This window comes from Chryseolinea soli, from assembly GCF_003589925.1.
In the GTDB taxonomy this organism is placed as follows: Bacteria; Bacteroidota; Bacteroidia; order Cytophagales; family Cyclobacteriaceae; genus Chryseolinea; species Chryseolinea soli.
In genome coordinates this window covers 2,123,330-2,142,961 of record NZ_CP032382.1, presented here as the reverse complement: position 1 = coordinate 2,142,961, position 19,632 = coordinate 2,123,330, and the positions used below count along the sequence as shown (strand labels likewise).

At 52.2% G+C, this 19,632-nt stretch carries 14 protein-coding genes; 6 read left to right on the top strand and 8 right to left on the bottom strand.

Features of this window, described 5'->3' with window-relative positions:
* The first annotated feature begins 166 nt into the window (after positions 1–166).
* Together D4L85_RS09295 and D4L85_RS09290 are read left to right on the top strand one after the other, a co-directional pair.
* Positions 167–793: a WbqC family protein gene (locus D4L85_RS09295; RefSeq protein WP_160143627.1), complete on the top strand. Its 627-nt coding sequence runs from the start codon at positions 167–169 to the stop codon at positions 791–793.
* A 105-nt stretch (positions 794–898) separates the two neighbouring features.
* The gene (locus D4L85_RS09290; protein ID WP_119754064.1) at positions 899–3,439 is read left to right on the top strand and encodes an ATP-dependent Clp protease ATP-binding subunit; all 2,541 of its coding nucleotides are present in this window, start codon (positions 899–901) and stop codon (positions 3,437–3,439) included.
* A gap of 103 nt (positions 3,440–3,542) precedes the next feature.
* On the opposite strand, the gene D4L85_RS09285 is transcribed toward D4L85_RS09290, so the two are convergent.
* From D4L85_RS09285 to proC, 5 genes are all read right to left on the bottom strand, one after another.
* Positions 3,543–5,627 carry a vWA domain-containing protein gene (locus D4L85_RS09285; RefSeq protein ID WP_119754063.1) on the bottom strand — a complete coding sequence of 695 codons (2,085 nt, stop codon included), beginning with the start codon at positions 5,625–5,627 and terminating at the stop codon, positions 3,543–3,545.
* Positions 5,628–5,643: 16 nt separating this feature from the next.
* Positions 5,644–6,912, bottom strand: a complete 1,269-nt coding sequence (locus tag D4L85_RS09280; RefSeq protein WP_119754062.1) for a replication-associated recombination protein A — start codon at positions 6,910–6,912, stop codon at positions 5,644–5,646.
* 147 nt (positions 6,913–7,059) lie between these two features.
* On the bottom strand, positions 7,060–7,428 hold the full coding sequence (locus D4L85_RS09275) for a response regulator (RefSeq protein ID WP_119754061.1): 369 nt from the start codon (positions 7,426–7,428) through the stop codon (positions 7,060–7,062).
* Positions 7,425–8,738 carry a sensor histidine kinase gene (locus D4L85_RS09270; protein ID WP_119754060.1) on the bottom strand — a complete coding sequence of 438 codons (1,314 nt, stop codon included), beginning with the start codon at positions 8,736–8,738 and terminating at the stop codon, positions 7,425–7,427. Before D4L85_RS09270 ends, D4L85_RS09275 begins: the two co-directional genes overlap by 4 nt.
* Before the next feature lie 65 nt (positions 8,739–8,803).
* Positions 8,804–9,601 carry a pyrroline-5-carboxylate reductase gene (gene proC / locus D4L85_RS09265; RefSeq protein ID WP_119758715.1) on the bottom strand — a complete coding sequence of 266 codons (798 nt, stop codon included), beginning with the start codon at positions 9,599–9,601 and terminating at the stop codon, positions 8,804–8,806.
* A 128-nt stretch (positions 9,602–9,729) separates the two neighbouring features.
* Between proC and D4L85_RS09260 the strand changes: the two genes are divergently transcribed.
* From D4L85_RS09260 to D4L85_RS09250, 3 genes are all read left to right on the top strand, one after another.
* Positions 9,730–10,290 carry a YeeE/YedE family protein gene (locus D4L85_RS09260; RefSeq protein ID WP_119754059.1) on the top strand — a complete coding sequence of 187 codons (561 nt, stop codon included), beginning with the start codon at positions 9,730–9,732 and terminating at the stop codon, positions 10,288–10,290.
* Positions 10,287–10,697, top strand: coding sequence for a DUF6691 family protein (locus tag D4L85_RS09255; RefSeq protein ID WP_119754058.1), 411 nt, complete (start codon positions 10,287–10,289; stop codon positions 10,695–10,697). Before D4L85_RS09260 ends, D4L85_RS09255 begins: the two co-directional genes overlap by 4 nt.
* A gap of 98 nt (positions 10,698–10,795) precedes the next feature.
* The gene (locus D4L85_RS09250) at positions 10,796–12,133 is read left to right on the top strand and encodes an MATE family efflux transporter (protein WP_119754057.1); all 1,338 of its coding nucleotides are present in this window, start codon (positions 10,796–10,798) and stop codon (positions 12,131–12,133) included.
* Positions 12,134–12,161: 28 nt separating this feature from the next.
* Here the strand turns inward: D4L85_RS09250 and D4L85_RS09245 are convergent, their stop codons facing one another.
* Positions 12,162–13,034 (bottom strand): hypothetical protein, encoded by an 873-nt coding sequence (locus D4L85_RS09245; RefSeq protein WP_119754056.1) that lies wholly within the window; start codon positions 13,032–13,034, stop codon positions 12,162–12,164.
* A 176-nt stretch (positions 13,035–13,210) separates the two neighbouring features.
* Here D4L85_RS09245 and D4L85_RS09240 point away from each other — a divergent pair, with 176 nt between their 5' ends.
* Positions 13,211–14,944: an alpha/beta hydrolase gene (locus D4L85_RS09240; RefSeq protein WP_119754055.1), complete on the top strand. Its 1,734-nt coding sequence runs from the start codon at positions 13,211–13,213 to the stop codon at positions 14,942–14,944.
* 372 nt (positions 14,945–15,316) lie between these two features.
* Here D4L85_RS09240 and D4L85_RS09235 read toward each other — a convergent pair whose 3' ends face one another.
* On the bottom strand, positions 15,317–18,184 hold the full coding sequence (locus D4L85_RS09235; protein ID WP_119754054.1) for an alpha/beta hydrolase family protein: 2,868 nt from the start codon (positions 18,182–18,184) through the stop codon (positions 15,317–15,319).
* 66 nt (positions 18,185–18,250) lie between these two features.
* Positions 18,251–19,606, bottom strand: a complete 1,356-nt coding sequence (locus tag D4L85_RS09230; protein WP_119754053.1) for an acyl-CoA dehydrogenase family protein — start codon at positions 19,604–19,606, stop codon at positions 18,251–18,253.
* Between the last annotated feature and the right edge of the window lie 26 nt (positions 19,607–19,632).

Below are 19,632 nucleotides of genomic sequence, written 5' to 3'. Positions count from 1 at the left end.
GCCATCGACTTAACATACAGAATAACAAGCTTTATCAAGATTACGGGGAAAGCGGCCCATTTCAAAATCGGTGTCAATTTTTAAAGTTTTCATACACAGGCTATGTCTTTTTCCCAGAAAATGGGCCCCGGCGATTAACTTTGGCTGCAACAAAGACCTGACGCATTTGACCACCCTCATCGAAGCCCAGTATCTTCCGTCCATCGCCTACTTTGCAGCCTTGCGGCCCGCGAAGAAAATCATCCTGGAAAAGTACGAGCACTACGAAAAGCAGACCTACCGCAACCGGTGTTACATCAATACGGTGCACGGGCGGGAGACGCTCATCGTGCCGCTCACGGCCAAGCATGGCAAAGTGCCCGTCGCGGAGGTGCGGATAGATCATTCACAGAAGTGGCTCAACAACCACTGGCGCACCTTGCGGTCAGCCTATGGCAAGGCGCCGTTTTTTGAACATTATAGCCACGACCTGGAGAAGGTTTTGTTCAAAAAACAGGAGTTTCTTTATGACCTCAACTGCGATTTGCTGTCAATGTGTCTCAAGTGGTTGAACTGGGATGTGTCAGTAGAGGCAAGTTTGTCGTATGACCCTGCACCCGACCAACCTATTTCAGACCTGCGATCGGTCATAAATCCGAAGAAAGCGGTGAATCTTAGCAGATTTTACCATCCGGCACGTTATTACCAAGTATTTGGCAATACGTTTGCAGAGAACCTGAGTCTCGTTGACCTGATCTTTTGTGAGGGGCCCAAAGCCGCGGCGATTGTTCAACTATCCACAACAGCAAAATGAACAAATAAAAAGCGGCAGACGTTTCTAATTTAAATCTTCAGGATTCAATAGCATTGAACACACAAAATACTTTACATTTACATTAACCATCATTAAACTTTCTCTATGGAAGCTAAATTTTCCAATCGGGTCAAGGAAGTTATCTCACTGAGCCGGGAAGAAGCGTTGCGCCTTGGGCATGATTACATCGGGACGGAGCATCTGGTTTTGGGCATGGTACGGGAAGGCGAAGGCGTGGCCGTAGGGGTGCTGAAAAAGCTGGGTGTGCCGCTGGATGAATTGCGTAACGAGATCGAAAAAATTTCCAAAGGTACGGCTACACACCAGATCAAAAACCTCGCGAACATTCCGCTCACGAAGGCTTCCGAAAAAGTGTTAAAGATCACCTACCTGGAAGCCAAGATCTTCAAGGCACAACTCATCGGCACCGAACATCTCCTCCTTTCCATACTCCGTGATCAGGACAACCTGGGCACCCAAATTCTCAATAAGTTTGACGTAAACTACGAGACCGTGAAAGAAATGTTAGAATATCAAAACGAAGGCCCTATGGCCTCCCAGGATACTGACGATCCGGATGATGATTCCTCGAAAATCTTTGGTGCAGGTGGCGCAGGCGCTCCCGGCAAAGAGAAAAAAGGAACCGAAAAATCCAGAACGCCGGTACTCGACAACTTTGGCCGCGACCTGACTCGCCTGGCCGAAGACAACAAACTCGATCCCATCGTGGGCCGGGAAAAGGAGATCGAGCGCGTGGCGCAGATCCTCTCCCGCCGCAAGAAAAACAACCCTATCCTTATCGGCGAGCCCGGTGTAGGTAAGACCGCCATCGCAGAAGGCCTTGCCCTGCGCATCATCCAGAAAAAAGTTTCCCGCGTATTGTTTGGTAAGCGCGTGGTGACCCTGGATCTGGCATCATTGGTTGCCGGTACGAAATACCGCGGCCAGTTCGAAGAAAGAATGAAGGCCGTCATGAACGAATTGGAAAAATCACCCGACGTGATCCTGTTCATCGACGAGCTCCACACCATCGTGGGTGCCGGTGGCGCTTCCGGTTCGCTGGACGCCTCCAACATGTTCAAACCGGCATTGGCCCGGGGCGAGATCCAATGCATTGGAGCCACCACGCTGGACGAATACAGACAGTACATTGAGAAAGACGGCGCATTGGCCCGTCGTTTCCAGATGGTGATGATCGATTCCACTACACCGGAAGAGACCATCCAGATCCTGGACAACATCAAGGAAAAATACGAAGATCACCACCATGTGATCTACACCAAGGAAGCCATCGAAGCTTGCGTGAAGTTGTCCGACCGCTACATCAGCGACCGGTACCTGCCCGACAAAGCCATCGACGTGCTCGACGAAGCCGGGGCCCGCGTACACATCAACAACATCCACGTGCCCGACGACATCGTGAAGTTTGAAGAGGCCATCGAAGAGGTGAAGAAAGAAAAGAACCGCGTAGTGAAGAGCCAGAAATACGAAGAGGCTGCTCAACTCCGCGATCGCGAAAAGAAACTCATCGAGCAACTCGACAACGCGAAGATCAAGTGGGAAGAAAAAACCCGTACTGAAAAGTACACCGTCAACGAAGAAAATGTTGCCGATGTGATCGGTATGATGACGGGCATCCCTACTAACCGCATCGCTCAGAAAGAAAGCAACAAGCTCCTCAGCATGGCCGACGAGCTGAACAACAAAGTGATCGGTCAGGAAGAAGCTATCAAGAAATTGACCAAGGCCATTCAGCGCACACGCGTAGGGTTGAAAGATCCGAAGAAACCCATCGGTTCCTTCATCTTCCTCGGACCTACCGGCGTGGGTAAAACTGAATTGGCCAAAGTGCTGGCCACTTACTTGTTCGACAAAGAAGATTCATTGATTCGCATCGACATGAGCGAGTACATGGAGAAATTCTCCGTATCGCGTCTCGTGGGTGCCCCTCCCGGCTACGTAGGCTACGAAGAAGGCGGACAGCTTACTGAAAAAGTAAGACGCAAGCCCTACTCGGTAGTGTTGCTGGACGAAATCGAAAAAGCTCACCCGGATGTGTTCAACATCCTGCTGCAAGTGCTGGACGATGGTATCCTCACCGACGGTTTGGGTCGCCGAGTGGACTTCCGCAATACGATCATCATCATGACCTCCAACATCGGGGTGCGTGACCTGAAAGATTTCGGATCGGGCATTGGTTTCTCCACCGCCGCCAAGCGCGAGAGCGACGAGGAGCACATGAAGACCACCATTCAAAATGCTTTGAAGCGTGCCTTCAGCCCTGAGTTCCTCAACCGCTTAGACGACATCATTGTGTTCAACTCGCTGCAACGCGAGAACATCCACAAGATCATCGACCTCACGCTGAAGAAGCTGTTCGATCGCATCATCCAGATCGGCTACAATGTGGAGCTGACGGAGAAAGCGAAAGACTTCCTGGCAGAGAAAGGATACGATCATCAATTCGGCGCTCGTCCTTTGAACAGAGCCATCCAGAAATATCTCGAAGACCCGGTAGCGGAAGAGATCCTGAAAGGCGAAGTAGAAGAAGGCGGCACCATCCTGGCCGACTACGATGGCAAGGGCGACGTGCTCACCATCAAAGTGAAAAAAGCGAAAGCATCGTCTAAGGAGAAGAAAGAGTAATCGAATACACACACTTCCCAATAAAAAAGGCACTCGAGAGAGTGCCTTTTTTTGTGCTTATTCCCGCCAAGGCATTAGCCCTGACCTATGGGGGAACACCTCGTCAATAGCTTCCAAAGAATTTCCTGGCGAACCACTCCAGGCTTGCCATCATCAGCAACACCCAGAAGATCCATTTCAGATTGATGAGCGAGTGATACGATTCTTCCGAGTGGATGATGCTCTTCGCCTCCGCCTTGCTCAGCTCGGATTTGAGCGATTCCATTTTTGATGCCGCATAGAACTTCCCGCCCGAACTTGCCGACAGTTTTCGCAGGAGATCGAAGTCGGCGGTGAGGTTTTGCAATTCGGCCTGGCGTTGAACCACGGCGAATTGACCACGAACCTGTTCCGCTTTTCCTTCGAGGACGGTTCTGGAGGTGTAGCGGTAGACACCTTCTTTGAGGCCGCCGATCTGGTAGCGGATGTTGCCGGGGCTGGTGGTGTAGGTGTATTTGGTTCGTTTGCCGGCCTCGTCGATGAGGTCAATGTCGATGGCGTTGCCGTAGATGGGTTCAAAGATGTCGTTGTAGACCTGGCTTTCGAAGACGACCGATTCGGTGTCGGAGAATTCCTGTTGGATGGGGTAGCTTCTGAATTTGCGTTTGTCGTCGGAGGTGCTGAGGTATTGCATCAGTTTGCTGAACACCTCATCGAAGGCTTGTGAGTTTTCGCTGCGGTCGAACTCGTTCAGCTTCCAGCGCCACAGGCCCTCGCCGAGCATGACAGCGATCTTGCGGCTGTTTTCCACGTCCACCAAAAGCAAAGGCTTCTCCGTGGTCACGCTTCCCACTTTTTGAAAGAGCAACGGGGTGGCTGTAGGCGGGATCCTTACTTTACCAAAGTGCACCGACACCGGGGGATAGTTGGACATGATCGTGTTGGTTTCGGCCGAGATAAGAAAATGCGAAAAGGCCCCATTGGTAGCCGGCGTCACCTCATCATAGTCCCGGGGTGGTGCCTCGAATCTGACGGGCATGTTTTGCTTCGCGATCAGCTGCAGGTCCGACTGAATGCCCAGCACGAGAAACAGCGCGGTGGGGCTGGCCGCGAATTGCTGGAACAGGTCCCGGGTCTTGCCCCGCATATCCGGCGATTGATGAAAGATGGCCAGGTCAATTTGATCGGGGCGCAAAACGCTGGCAGGCTGTTCTTCCACGCCGGGGATATGCAGCAGAAATTCGTAATTCGGATTTTTATCGATCACCTCGCGCAACGCCTTGATGTCGGGGTGCGGCGAGGGAGCGACGACCAGGATCTTCTTCTTGCCTTCGACCACCTCCACAAAAATAGACGACCGGTTGTTGCGGGCGTTCACTTCGCCTTCCTTCAACTCCACCTGAACATCCAGCTTTTGAATGCCCTGGTCGTTGGCCAGCGGTTGGAAATCGTAGCTCAGCAGGCTCTCGGATTTGTAGGCTTTCGATTGCGTTTCCAACACCTTCCCGCCTTGCAGCAGCGACACTTTGATGGCTTGGGGTGGAAGGTTCTTCACCATCACCTCCACATGCACGGGAAATTTGTTTCCCTGGTAGACGATCTTGTTGTAGGCAATGTTTTTGATGAGCACGTCCGTGCGCTCCAGCGTGTCGCCTACGCCGATGGTGTACACGGGGAAGTTGTACGAAGCATACAAAGGCGAAAGTCCCGCATTGTAGATTCCATCCGATACTAAGATCACGCCGCCAATGCGACTGCCCTCAAAGCGGTTCACGATCTTCTTCAATGCTCCACCCAAATCCGACACGGGGCTGGTATAGGCCGGTTTCTCAATTTCATTTCCCGCCAGGTCGGTCGTCCGGGTCTCATAGCCTTTTTCCAACAACAACGTCTCCGTTTCCTTCACGTTGGCTTGTAGCTGCTTCAATGTGGTGGTGTCGGTCGTCTCTTTAATGGACACCGAGTTGTCGTACACCACCAGGAAAAGGGGTTTCTCAAAAAGATTGCTGATCTGTTTCACCACCGGTCCCAGCAACAAAAACATGAGAAAAAAAGAAAGCACGGCCCGGCCGGCAAAGAGCACGCGGTTCCATGTTTTGCTCCACGGGTGGTCCGTGCGATACAGCAGGAACGCAAAACCCAATGCGAGGATAACGCATACCAGGATGTAGGCGGGCGACGATTCGAATATGACGCGTTGTTGGTGCATGTCTGAATTTAAAAAACTAGTAGCCGTATTTTTCTTTCCACCGCGTGCGCAGAAATTTTCTCATTTCTTCTTCACGCGCATTGTTACCGGGTTCATAAAATTTTGTGCCCTTCAGTTCGTCGGGCAAAAACTCCATCGACACGAAGTTACCCTCGTAGCTGTGGGCATATTGATAGCCTTTTCCATAATCCATATTTTTCATCAGCTTGGTGGGGGCGTTGCGGATGGCCAGCGGCACCGGAAGGTCGCCGGTCTGTTGAATGGCCTGCAGTGCTTTGTCGATGGCCACATAGCTGGCGTTGCTTTTGGGCGAGCTCGCCAGATATACCGCGCATTGCGACAGGATGATGCGCGCTTCGGGGTAGCCGATCACATTCACCGCCTGGAAACTGCTGGTGGCCATCACCAAGGCTGTGGGATTGGCATTGCCGATGTCTTCGGAAGCGAGGATCACCATGCGCCGCGCGATGAACTTCACGTCTTCGCCACCTTCGACCATGCGCGCCAAATAATACACGGCTGCGTTGGGGTCGCTGCCGCGAATGGATTTGATGAACGCTGAAATGATATCGTAGTGCTGCTCGCCACTTTTGTCGTAGATGGCGATATGTTTTTGTGCAAGCTCCATCACCAGGTCGTCGGTGATGACCACGTCGCCGGGAACGGAGTCGCAGATCAATTCTACGAGGTTCAATAATTTGCGGCCATCGCCACCCGAAATATTCAGCAGGGCCTGGTGTTCGCGGATCTCAACTTTGCGATGCTTCAATTCTTCGTCGCGCTGCAAGGCCTGGTTCACCAGCTCCATGAGTTGGTCTTCCCCCAAGGGGCGAAGCGTGTAGACCTGGCACCGCGAAAGCAATGCCGAGTTCACCTCAAACGATGGGTTCTCGGTGGTGGCGCCAATCAGGGTTATGGTTCCTTTCTCCACGGCGCCCAGCAAAGCGTCTTGCTGGCTTTTATTGAAGCGGTGAATTTCATCGATAAATAAAATGGAACGCGGCGACAACTTGGCTTTCTCGATGACTTCGCGGATATCTTTCACACCCGAGTTGATGGCGCTCAGGGTATGGAAAGGTTTTTTTACCTCGTTGGCAATGATGTTGGCGATGGTGGTTTTGCCCACCCCTGGCGGTCCCCAAAGGATCATGGAAGGGATGCTCCCGGTTTGGATGGCCCTGCGGATCACTCCCGTGGGGCCCGTGAGATGTTCCTGTCCCACCAGCTCATCCAGTTTCCTGGGGCGCATGCGCTCGGCAAGGGGCGGTCGTGTGGACGTTAGCATGGCTGGCTATTTTTTGGATTGAACGTAATAACAGTTTCCGTGGTGTATGCGCCTTCCTGGAAACGAACACTTCGCCGGAAAATTTACCCGGAAGGGCCTTTTTTAAAGTTTTGAAATTACGGAAAAGTGGAGAGAGAAAACGAGGGCCTATCCCAAATATTGATGAAGGGTATCGAGCAACAATTTCCGATCCACGGGCTTGGCCAAATAGTCGCTAAACCCTTCCTGCAGGAATCGCGCCTCGTCTTCGGGTAGGGCGTAGGAGGTGACGGCGATGACGGTTATGCCAGCGGTGGAGGGATTGCCTTTTATGGCATGGAGGATCTCCACGCCGTTCATTTGTCCATGGCCCAGGTTGATGTCCATCAGGATCATATCGAAGGGCTCGGCAGCGAGCAAGGCCAGGCAGGTCTCGCCGTCGGGCGTGTGACTCACATCGTAGTGCGTGCCCAGCAATTTTTTCATCACCAGGGCATTGATGGCGTCATCCTCGACATACAGGACCTTTTTTCTCATGATTTTTTATAGGATGGTAAAACGATCTCGAACTGGCTGCCCTGGTCTTTTACCGATTGCACGAGGATCTCGCCCCCCAGCAGTTCGATGTACTTGCGCGAGATGGAAAGACCCAACCCCGAGCCTTCAAAATGACGGCTGCGACCGGAGCTTTCCTGTTCAAAAGAGTTAAAAACACGCGGCAAAAATTCCTCCGAGATCCCGATGCCCGTATCGCTGACGCGGATGTGGATCTTCGTTTTGATGCGTTCGGTGTAGACCTGGACTTTGCCTTTGTTTGTAAACTTGATGGCGTTGCCCACCACGTTGTTGACCACCTGGTACAGCATGGTCTCGTCGGAGAGACATTGTAATAATTCGTGGTAGGGATAGAACGTAAATTGCAATCCCTTGTTCTTCGCCAGAGATTCCAGCGAGTTCATGCAATCGCGTACCAGTTTGTTTACGTCGATCACGTTCAGCGCAAGCTGTCTTCGCTCGGCTTCGATGCGCGAAAGCTCCAGAATGCTGGTGATGGTGTTCAACAGGCGGCGACCACTTTGCTGTTGCAACTGCACATAGTGACGGATCTCCTCGTTGTCCGTTTCCATTTCGATCACCTGGCTGATGCCGAGTATGCCATTGATGGGCGTGCGGATCTCATGCGACATGTTGGAGAGAAAATTCGTTTTCAGACGATTCATTTCCTCGGCCAGTTCCTTTGCTTTTTGCAGATCCTCCACGGACCGGCGGATGCTGCTCTTGGCCACTTCGAATGCGCGGTGGTAGTGGTACACCATATAGCAAATGATCAGGGAAACGATGAACAAGGTGACCATCACCTCCAGAAAGGCCAACTGCTGGGGCGTGCGCGAACCCATTTGGTAGCCACTGTATTTTCCGAACTGGTGGATAAAGATGGGAATGAAATGTAACAATGAATAAAAGATGCCGGCTTTACTCCCCAGCGTGTGAAATGCAAAAATGATATTGCAGATGGCGATCATCGCAATGAAAAATGTGAAGTCATCAAACAGGTAAATATTGATGACGTCATTGGCCCAAGAGACGAGCACCAACACGTGGGAAATGATCGTGATGGAGCGGACGGCACGGATATAAAATAATGCCGACGTGAAAAGGACGATCAGCACAATGGTTTTGATGAGCTGGTAGTGAAAGCCTTCTGCCAGGTAGACAAAAAAGACGATCACCATGCAGAGCACGGAAAGAAAGACAATGTTGAACACCAGCCGGATGCTGGCCTGTTTCAGCACGTCCGGCTCGGATCGGAGATAGTCCCCGATAAAATATTCACGAAGAAAGTTCATGCCTGTCTATAACACACTGATGTGTCCCGCACGTTCGATGGGTAGAGTGGAATGGCACATCCTCTCTACTTCCCGATCTTGTCGTAGGAGACGACGATGCCCTTGATGAGCGAGGAGCTGAAACCCTGGTGCTCCATTTCATTCAACCCCGCGATCGTACAGCCTTTGGGTGTGGTCACTTTATCGATCTCTTCTTCCGGGTGTCTGTTAAGTTTTAGTAAAAGTTCTGCGGCGCCCTTCACGGTTTGCGCGGCGATCAGGTTGGCGGTCTTCGCATCGAACCCGATCTGGATGCCGCCCTGTGTGGAGGCGCGGATAAATCGCAAGGCATAGGCAATGCCGCAGGCACCCAGCACGGTGGCCGCATCCATCAATTTTTCATCGATGCTGATGGAAACACCCAGTTGGCTGAACAGGTCAGTGACATACTCCACCTGTTCGTCTGACGCGCCCTGCTGGCAAAGACAGGTCACCGACTCTTGTATGGCGATGGCCGTGTTGGGCATGGCCCGGAACAAGGGCACGCCGTTGTCGATGATCTCGGCCAGGTCTTTGATGAGCACACCCGTCACCACGCTGATGACGATGTGTTTCGCCGGTTTGAAATTTTCTTTCAGTCCGCCCAATACCTCGCGAACATTGTAGGGCTTCAAGGCCACGATGATCACGTCGCTGTTGCGGATGGCCGCAGCATTGTCGCTGGTGACGTTCACGCCCAGCGTCTTCAGGGGTTGCAGCGCTTCGACGTTCCGACGGGTCACGGTAATGTTCCCGGCAGCGACAAACTTGCTTTTGATGAGCCCCTCAGCAATGGCTGCTCCTAAATTTCCACCTCCGATGATGGCGATCTTTGAATTTTTCATTTCCTCTTCTACGTTACATATCTGCCTGTTGATCCCCGCCTTCGTCTCATGCGACGGCGAGAGGGCATGAAAATTAAAATACTTTAACTTGCTATCGTAACTTTCTCCCGGATTTAAATTCAAACCGCATGGATTTCCTTTATAAACCCTGGCCCTGGTACGTAGCCGGCCCCATCATCGGGCTCTCTGTTCCCGCACTGCTGCTCATGGGCAACAAAAAGCTGGGTGTTTCGTCGACGTTGCGGCAGATCTGCGCGGCATGCTACCCGGCCAATGTTCCGTTCCTGCACTACGACTGGAAGAAAGACAGCTGGAATCTCTTCCTCGTGGCCGGCATCCTGATCGGAGGCTTTGTGGGTGGAACACTGTTTGCCAACCCTGAACCCACCCACCTGTCGCCCGCCACGGTTGACCTGTTGCATCGGCAAGGGATCGAAAATCTTAATGGGTTAATGCCTGTTGAGCTTTTTAACTGGCACACGTTGGTTTCCGTAAAAGGTTTCGTGCTCATGGTAGTGGGCGGCTTCATGGTCGGCTTTGGAACACGCTACGCACGGGGTTGCACGTCGGGCCACGGCATCATGGGGCTGGCGGCGTTGCAATGGCCGTCGTTGTTGGCAACGGTGTCGTTCTTCGTGGGGGGCATCTTGTTCAGCTATTTTGTGTTACCCTACGTCCTGGCGCTATGAAGAATTTGAAATATATGTTGGTGGGGATTGTCTTCGGTCTGGCGCTTACGAAGGGAGAAGCGATTTCGTGGTACCGGATCCAGGAGATGTTTCATTTTCAGAGCTTTCACATGTATGGCATCTTCATGACAGCCGTGCCCGTGGGGGCGCTGTCGCTGTGGATCATCCGGAAGCTCGAGCTACGCAGCGCCGACGGCCAGCTGATCGACGCGCCCGTGAAGCCGTATCACCGCGGGATCATTCCCGGCGGACTGATCTTTGGTTTTGGATGGGCGTTTACGGGGGCGTGCCCGGGACCGTTGTACGCACAAGTGGGAGCAGGCTACCTGGTGACGATCGTCACGTTCGTCTCCGCGTTGGCAGGCACCTGGGTCTATGCCCGGTTGCAACCGTATCTCCCGAGCTAAAAGCGACTTTATCCGCGAAAGCGAATTCAAAAAGTCTTAAACCTTCACGCGGCTTTTGTCGTAAGAGGTAGACCACTCACTTCACCACACCCTTTCTCATGGAACTGAAGCTACAAACCGGATACCGGCAAATTCTAGGGATGGCGTTGCCCATCTCGCTGGCCATCTTTGTGCCTCAGATCAACTTCATCACCAACAACATTTTTCTGAGTGGCTTGGGTGAAAAGGAATTGGCGGCGGCCGGCATCACAGGTGTGTTCTATCTCATCTTTGCCGTGATCGGCAACGGACTCAACAATGGACTGCAAGCGCTCATTGCGCGTCGCGCCGGACAAAACTTGCCGGAAGAGATCGGGCGTTTGTTCTTTCACGGCGTGTGGCTGGCGTTGTCTTTTGCAGCGGCAGGCATCGCGATCACCTATTTGTTTGCTCCGATCATTCTCACCGCGGTGATCCACGACGCCGACATTTCGTCCATGTCTATCGATTTTCTGCTGAAACGCATCTGGGGGTTGCCTTTGCTTTATCTCTACGTGATGCGCAACGCCTTGCTGGTGGGCACCAATCAAACACGGTTGCTGGTGTGGGGCACGTTGGCGGAGACCGTCACTAACATCTTCCTGGACTATGGGTTCATCTACGGCCATTTCGGATTGCCGAGGCTGGGCTTTAATGGCGCGGCCTATGCTTCCATCATTGCCGAGGGCACGGGGCTGCTGGTGATCTATGCCGTCATTCATTTCAGGGGCATTCACCGGGCGTTTGCCTTCAGTGCGCAGACCGCGTTCGACATGCGCGTTATCAAACTGATCCTGGTGCAATCTTCGCCGCTTATTTTGCAATACGCCATCAGCATCATCAGCTGGGAGTTCTTTTATGTCCTTATTGAACACCACGGTCCCGAAGCGCTGGCCATCTCCAACACCATGCGGAATATTTTCGGATTGTCGGGCACTTTTGCCTGGGCGTTTGCTTCCACCACCAATACGATGGTGAGCAACATCATCGGGCAGGGACGGCAGGATGAAGTATTGGGATTGATCCGGCGCATCATGGGGATCAGCACTTGCTTTGCGGTAGTGATCAGCCTCTTGCTGAACCTGTTCCCCGAGTGGTTCTTGTCGTTCTACAACCAGGGCGATGTTTTTGTGCAGCATGCTTTGCCGGTGGTGCGCGTGGTTTCGGTGGCGGTGATCATGATGGGCTTTTCAACGGTATGGCTAAATGCGGTGACAGGAACGGGGAATACGGTGATCAATCTTTCGATTGAGTTTATCACTATCGTGGTGTATTGCATCTACATTTTTGTGGTGCTAGAGTATTTGAATTTGCCGATTACCTACGGCTGGGCTTCGGAGTGGGTGTATTGGGCATGTCTTTTCAGCATGTCGTTCCTCTATATGAGGTCGGGGAAGTGGAAAGGGAAAAAGATTTAACCGCTTCGACGAGCACAGAAAGGCGTATTTATTTCCGTTTGTAAAAATACAAATACACTTTTTTACCCAGTGTGCGCTCGCTGATCGTATAGAATCCAGAGCCATTGGCCGCCCAGGTGATGGCCTCGCCCTGAGGTTCAGGATCGTAATCTACTTCATTGGGAATTCTGGCCAGCGCTTTCTCGATGGCCTCGCCTTGTTTTGCTTTCCAGTAGTAGATGTGTTCGTAGTTCTTCATCAGGATCTCGTCGCCTTTGGAGGAGATGCTCGCAGAGACGATCTGTGTGATGGGCAGCGAAATTTTTTTCTGCGCAACCAGCGTATCCGTTGTCGACTGTGGGAAGGGTAGCTCATATACATACACCGGTTTCTCGCGTTTGGACACTACGTACAGGCTCTTGCTCTTGGGGTCGATCATCAGCGCTTCGGAATCTTTCTTCCCATCGGCCAGGCGGAACGTGATGGTGTCGAGCGAAGCGATCTTCGCGATTTTGTTTGGCGTCAGATCGGGTTCTTCAAAACGATAGATGTATTTGAGGGGATAGATGGCATCGTTGTCGCCAATGTCACCCACATAGACATAGGACTTTGCCGGGTCTGGTCCGGGGCCCACGGCAATGTCTTCCCAGTCGCGGTTGTAGGCCGGCAGGATGCAGGTGAGCTTCAGGTTCAGGGTTGTATCGACCAGAAAGATCTCGGCTCCGTTGCCGCTGTCGTTGTGGGTCCAGAGCAAGCCGGGATGTTTATGGCTGGCCACGAGGCCCGATAGCTCACTCAGTTTGGCGTGGGTGAGTTCGGCCAGGCGCTTGGGCGGCATAAAATCGTAGGTAGCATTTTGAGTAGGGGTGCGGCTGTGGCAGGAGATCACCAGGATCATCAACACAAAAAGAACATGCTTCATCACGCAATCGCTAAGTAAGGCACGAAGAAAGGAATTTCCCCAGGCAATTCGAAGCACTTTTTGTTAACAAATCATCAGTAATCGTTGCCAGGCATGGGGCGCTTTGCCAGCCGTGGAACATGCATTGCAATTGTCGTGCACAAGGTCTATTTTCCATGAACCTAACCTGAACTGTCATGCGTGCAAAATTTATACTGTTGTTCGCGGTGGTCCTTGTCACCCAACAATGTTCATCGCCTCCGGCCGCCTCCCCTCTGAAATTTACGATCTCCTTCACCAAGGAAATGAGCGACCAGGCCCAGGACGGGCGGCTTCTGTTGATGCTTGCCAACAACAATGCCTCGGAACCCCGCACTCAAATTGGTGATGGCCTCAGTGCCCAACTCATTTTTGGTGTGGACGTGGAAGGCATGAAACCTGGTGACGAGATCACGATAGATGAATCGGCCTTCGGTTTCCCCAAGCGCAGCCTGGCCGATGTTCCCGCGGGGAAATATTTCGCGCAGGCTCTCATCAACCGCTATGAAACCTTTCATCTGAAGACGGGCCACACCGTGAAGCTTCCCCCCGACCAGGGCGAAGGCCAACAATGGCAAAGCAAGCCCGGAAATTTTTATAGCAAGCCTGTCGAAGTCACCATCGAGCCCGCCAAACCACAAACCGTCAAGCTGGTGATGGATCAAAAGATCGCCCCCATCGAAGCGCCAAAGGACACGCGCTACATCAAGCACATCAAGATCCAAAGCAAGTTGCTGACAGAGTTCTGGGGCAAACCCATGTATCTCGGAGCCAACGTGCTCATTCCCGAAGGCTTCGACGAGCATCCCAACGCGCACTACCCCCTCATGATCTATCACGGCCATTTCCCCGCCGACTTCGGGGGCTTTAGCGAGACCCCGCCCGATCCGAAGATGGACACTACGGATTACATCGCCCGCTTTGGCATTTATGGCTATAACAAATTCCAACAACAGGAAGCCTACAACTTCCACCAACAATGGAAAAGCAAAAATTTTCCCCGCTTCCTCATTGTGGAGATCCAACACGCCAATCCTTACTACGACGATTCCTATGCCGTGAACTCCGCCAACCTGGGACCGTATGGCGACGCCATCATGAAAGAGCTTGTGCCCGAGATCGAAAAACAATTCCGTGGCATCGGCCAGGGATGGGCACGTTTCACCTACGGGGGGTCTACTGGCGGCTGGGAGGCGCTGGCCGTGCAAATGTTCTACCCCGACGACTTCAACGGCTGCTTTGCGGCTTGCCCCGACCCTATCGACTTTAGCGCCTACTGCCTGGTGAACATCTACAAAGACAAAAACGCCTATTGGTATGATGCGCCTTTCAAGAAATTGCCAAAACCCTCGCACCGGAATTACCTCGGCCAGATCCAATCGACCATGGAAGAAAGCAACCACCTGGAGCTGGTGCTCGGCACCAAGTCGCGCTCTGGTCAACAGTGGGACATTTGGGAGGCGGTGTATTCACCCCAGGGCGAAGACGGCTACCCAAAGCGCATCTTTGACAAATTGACGGGTGAGATCGATCCCCAAGTGGCTGCTTACTGGAAAGAGCATTACGACCTGCGCCATATCCTGCAACGCGACTGGGCCACGCTGGGCCCCAAACTGAAAGGCAAGATCCACATCTACTGTGGTGATATGGACAACTATTATCTCAACAACGCTGTCTACCTCATGGAAGACTTCCTCAAGAAGACCAACAACCCTTTCTACAACGGCGAGGTGGACTATGGCGACCGCGCCGAACACTGCTGGAACGGCGACCACGAAAACCCCAACTACGTTTCACGCCTTCGCTACAACACCATGTACCTGCCAAAAATATTGAAGCGCATACAGGAAAGCGCACCGAAAGGCGCCGACACAAAGAGCTGGCGCTATTAAAAGCACAAAAGCCGGCTGCAGGGGTCGGCTTTTTTTATTTTCTATCTAAATGATTTCAGGGATAAGCAAAAACGATTTGCCCGGCCTAACGAAGCCGGGGCGTCCCATTTTTAAGGCAAGGTCATTCCAAAAAGGCCGGTGTAAAGTCCAACCATAATGGCTACCACGATGCCGAGGATCAATAAAATTCTGCGTTTTGTAAACATGTGCACGAGGGTCATGATTTCTAGACACGAAAAGTAATGGAAAGGTTGGAGCCTGCCCATAAATTTTCAATGACCTGTCTGTTCCGACAACTGAATTGCCGAAAGTGTATGCTGAGGTGATACCACTCAACATAACGCGCACACGTCCTTAACAACTCATTAACAACTATTTTGTAGAGTAACCCTTGTTGATACCTTTTTCCACAGCGGGTATTCCCTTGCGCATCCACTCCGGCATAGGGGCGCCTTTCAGGTAGTGATCGAAGAATTGACCCATCCGGATCTGAAAGTCGATACGGTTTTCGCGTTTCACGGGCCAGTGGGGCTCGCCGTTGTAGTTGAGCATCCAGGCTGGCTTGTTGAGACGGCGGAGGGCCATGTACATTTCAATTCCCTGGTACCAGGGTACGTGACCGTCGGCGTCGTTGTGCAGCAACAACAAGGGTGTTTCGATCTTGTCGGCAAAAAAGATGGGTGAGTTTTCTACGTAGAGCAATGGCTTCTCCCAGAGGGTGGCTCCCAGGCGACTTTGTGAATGTTCGTATTGAAACATGCGGCTCAATCCCGTCTCCCAACGGATGCCGCCATACGCACTCACCATGTTCGATACCACGGCTCCGGCCTCGGCAGCTTTGAAGAAGTTGGTGCGCGTTACAAGATAGGCAGTTTGATAGCCGCCCCAGCTGTGGCCTTGCAGTCCCACGTTCTTTTCATCCACAAAACCCAGCGAAAGCAATTTTGTGACGCCTGGCATGATGCAGTTGTAGGCGCTTTGCCCGGGATAGCCAATGCGATAAACAATGTCAGGGACGAAAATAATGTAGTCGTTGCTCACATACATCGAGCGGTTCACCGACGAGCGCAACGGCTCCGGCGCCACGTAGGTGTGGATGCCGTCACTGTTCTTTTCGTAGTAGTACACGATCATAGGATACTTCTTCGACGGGTCGAAATTGTCGGGCTTGTAGAGGAGGCCCTTCAGGGGAACGTTGTCCAGCGACACCCACTCCACGATTTCTACAGTGCCCCACTTGTATTGTTTCATCTGCGGGTTGGCATCCGACAGTTTCTTTGTTGTTGATGCTGTGAAGTTCACATCCGAGGTCCACACGTCGGGGAATTCGCGAAAATTTTCGCGGGTGAAAATGAGTTTGTCTGCGTTCCTGGCTTTGGTGGTAACGGCATAGCGATGATCGCTCATCAACAGTTTGGTGAGCTTGTTGTCTTTCAGCGAAAGCTTGTAATAGCCGGATTGTTTTGAGTCCTCGTTGAAAACCGACAGCAACAATTCTTTCGATGGATCGATGAAACGCTCTTCGGGGTCCAGTCGGATATAGCGGAATATTAATTTCTGTTGTCTGCCGATCTTGGTGACATTGACCGGAGCGATTTTAGCTTCAGGGTCCAGCGACCAGATGTCATAGCGGTCGTATACCAACAGCGCGGCATCGTTGGCTGTCCAACCGAGAACGCCATAGGCAGAAGAATAGTCGGGGGTATCGTTTTCTTCGTCGGCAAAAGAGGTTTTCAGCGATTTGGTGAGGGCCACTGTTTTTTGAGTGGCTACGGAATAACAATACCACGTCGTGTCTTCGAGGTTAAACCAATAAGCATATTTCCCTTTCGCGGAAAGATTTGGATTCCCTTTGACTTTTGAGATCACTTGTTGACGTGCCCCGTTGCTAAGATCCAACACGTAAGCATCGTTGAATCCGGAGGGATCATAAAAATCGGACCAGCGATAGTTGATGTCGGATGTGGCCAAGGCGACGTTGGCGTTGCCTTCGTCCGCTACCGCTACGGTGGGGATGTCTTTGTTGGCGAGCACGACCAGCTTTTTATTCTGCAGGTGTATTACCCCAGCGAAGGCTTGCTTGCGGGTGGCATCGAGTTGTTTATTCTGCTGCGTATACAACACACTGTCGCGCGCGCTCCAGATCTCGACGCTCACGATTTCCTCCGGGAGCAAGGTGGTGTCTTGCACCACCGGCTGGGGGTTCACGCCGAGATAAAGTTTTGTTCCATCTTTTGAAAAATAGGGGGTGCTGTGTTCGCTCACGATCCACCTGGCTGGAAGCGATGCTGAGGTTTCGTCGGCCAGTATCGCAGCTTTGGGTTCGCTGGTTTTCCAGTAGTAAAGTTTCGGATAGCGCAGGGGCGCCTTGGTCGTGTCGAGGTCGGCGACAAAGGCGATTTGTGTTCCGTCTTCGTTTATGGAAAGGTTTTTGAATTTCTGTTTGCTTTTTCCCTCCAACAGTGTGGTCAGCTTCTCTTCTTTTAAGTCGTACCAATAAACGCCGGCCTTCATCGTGCTGTCATTGCCCGACGTGGTCAGGAGCAGGCCCTGGCCGTATTTGGCGAGGGTATAATCTTTTACAAAGCCGAATGAAACTTCCTTGCCGTCGGCGAGCCTTTTGAGCTTTAGCGTGTAGCCATTGGTGTCGTTGTTCTTTTTGGCGGGTTTGGGTTTTACTTCTTTCTTTTTAAGCGTGTCGGGCAGCGTCTTTGGTTTTTCTTCCGGCTTTTTCTCTTCCGGTTTTGGCTTCACATCTTTTTTGGCTTCAAGCTGGTAGGCGATCCATCCCCCGGCCTTCTCCGGAATTTTATAGGACCTCACTTCCGCGATCTTCTCCGTCTTCCGCGAAGCAAACGAATAAATACCCAGGGAGTCCTTCGGAAGGTCTTCCTTTTTCTTTTTCTGGCGACGCATTTCCTTCACTTGCAGGAGCGGTGGTTTGATCTTGAACACGGCATACTTGCTGTCGGCGGTCAGGTTTATTTCGGCCGCGCGGCGGACGGAATCCTGCGCATTGGTTTTCAAATGATAGAAGACCACTTTGCCGTCGCCATCTTGCGGGTTGATGGTGAACGCTGCCACATTTCCGTCGGGACTGATGGCTTTGTAGGGTATCTCCTTCCAGATCGCAAAGGCGTCGGCCGTGAGTGCCTTCTTGGGTGGAACAACGGACTTCTTTTGTGCCGATAATGGCAGGCAGGCCACCAGGAGGAGCGCTGCCGTAAACAGTTTATTCATGCGTGATAGTTTTGAAGCCGGAGCCGTGCGTTCACCGCCCCGTGATGCAATAGCGTTTATAAAATTTTATACAAAGGCACTTTGTCCGGTGATGGCCCGGCCTACGATGAGGGTGTTGATCTCTTTTGTTCCTTCATAGGAATAGATCGCCTCCGCGTCGGCCACAAAACGGGCAATGTCATTTTCAATCAAAATACCGTTGCCTCCAAACAATTCACGGGCGTGGCTCACGATGTCGCGGGTGCGTAGCGTGCAAAATACTTTTGCGAGCGACGCATGCTCGTCTGTGAGCCTGCCACTGTCCTGCAACTGCGAAAGGCGGCATACCATGGTTTGCATGGCCGTGAGGTTGCTCAGCATCATCACCAAAAGATCCTGCACCATCTGGAAGCTGCTGATGGTCCGGCCAAATTGTTTGCGTTCGTTGGTGTAGCGCAGCGCGCTCTCATAGGCCCCGCGGCCACAGCCCACGGCTTGCCACGCCACACCGGCACGGGTCATGCGCAACACTTTGGCGGTGTCCTTGAAGCCGTGTCCCTCTTGCAGGCGGTTATATTCGGGCACTTCGCAGTTGGTCAGTGTGATCAGCGCATTTTGCACGATCCGCAACGCCATCTTCCCCTTGATCTTCTCCGCTTTAAAACCCGGCGAGTCTTTTTCTACGATGAAGCCTTTCACGTTGCCATCGTCCAGGTCGCGCGCCCAGATAATAATGATGTCGGCAAACGTGGCGTTGCCGATCCATTTTTTCTGTCCGTTGATGATCCACTTATCACCGTTCCGTTTACAGGTGCACGTGAGTCCGCCGGCGGCGCCGCTGCCCACTTCCGGTTCAGTGAGACCAAATGCGCCGATGAGTTCCATGCGTTGCATGGGGGGCAACCATTTTTGTTTCTGCTCTTCCGATCCACAATAGTATATGGAACCCATCGCCAACCCGCTTTGCACGCCAAAGAAAGTGGACACCGAACAATCCACCCGCGCCATCTCCATGGCCAGAAAGCCTTCCAGTAGCGACGATCTTCCGGGGCAACCATAGCCTTGATAGGTGAGCCCGCAAATGTTGAGCTTGGCCAACTGCGGAATGATCTGGTGTGGGAACTCATCTTTCAACCAATACGAATTCACGATGGGCCGCACTTCTTTCTGCATGAACTCGCGCACCTGCATGATGATGGCTTGCTCGTCTGGTTTTAAGAGATCGTGCAGATCGTAGAAGTCGCCATCAATCTCCGGGAATTCGTGTTTCTTTTTGCCGCCCTCCATGAATTTGATCAGCTTCTGCAGATCTTCTTCTTTCATACTGCTCACCAACCCCACCATTTTGTTGAGGTCTACTTTTTGCGAGAGTCTCCCGATCTTTTCCAGGTCGAGCGTTTGCAAAAGGCCCAGGGTCGATTTGAATTTTTTGATGATAGACATAGTGGAAGCGGTTAAAGTTTGAGGGA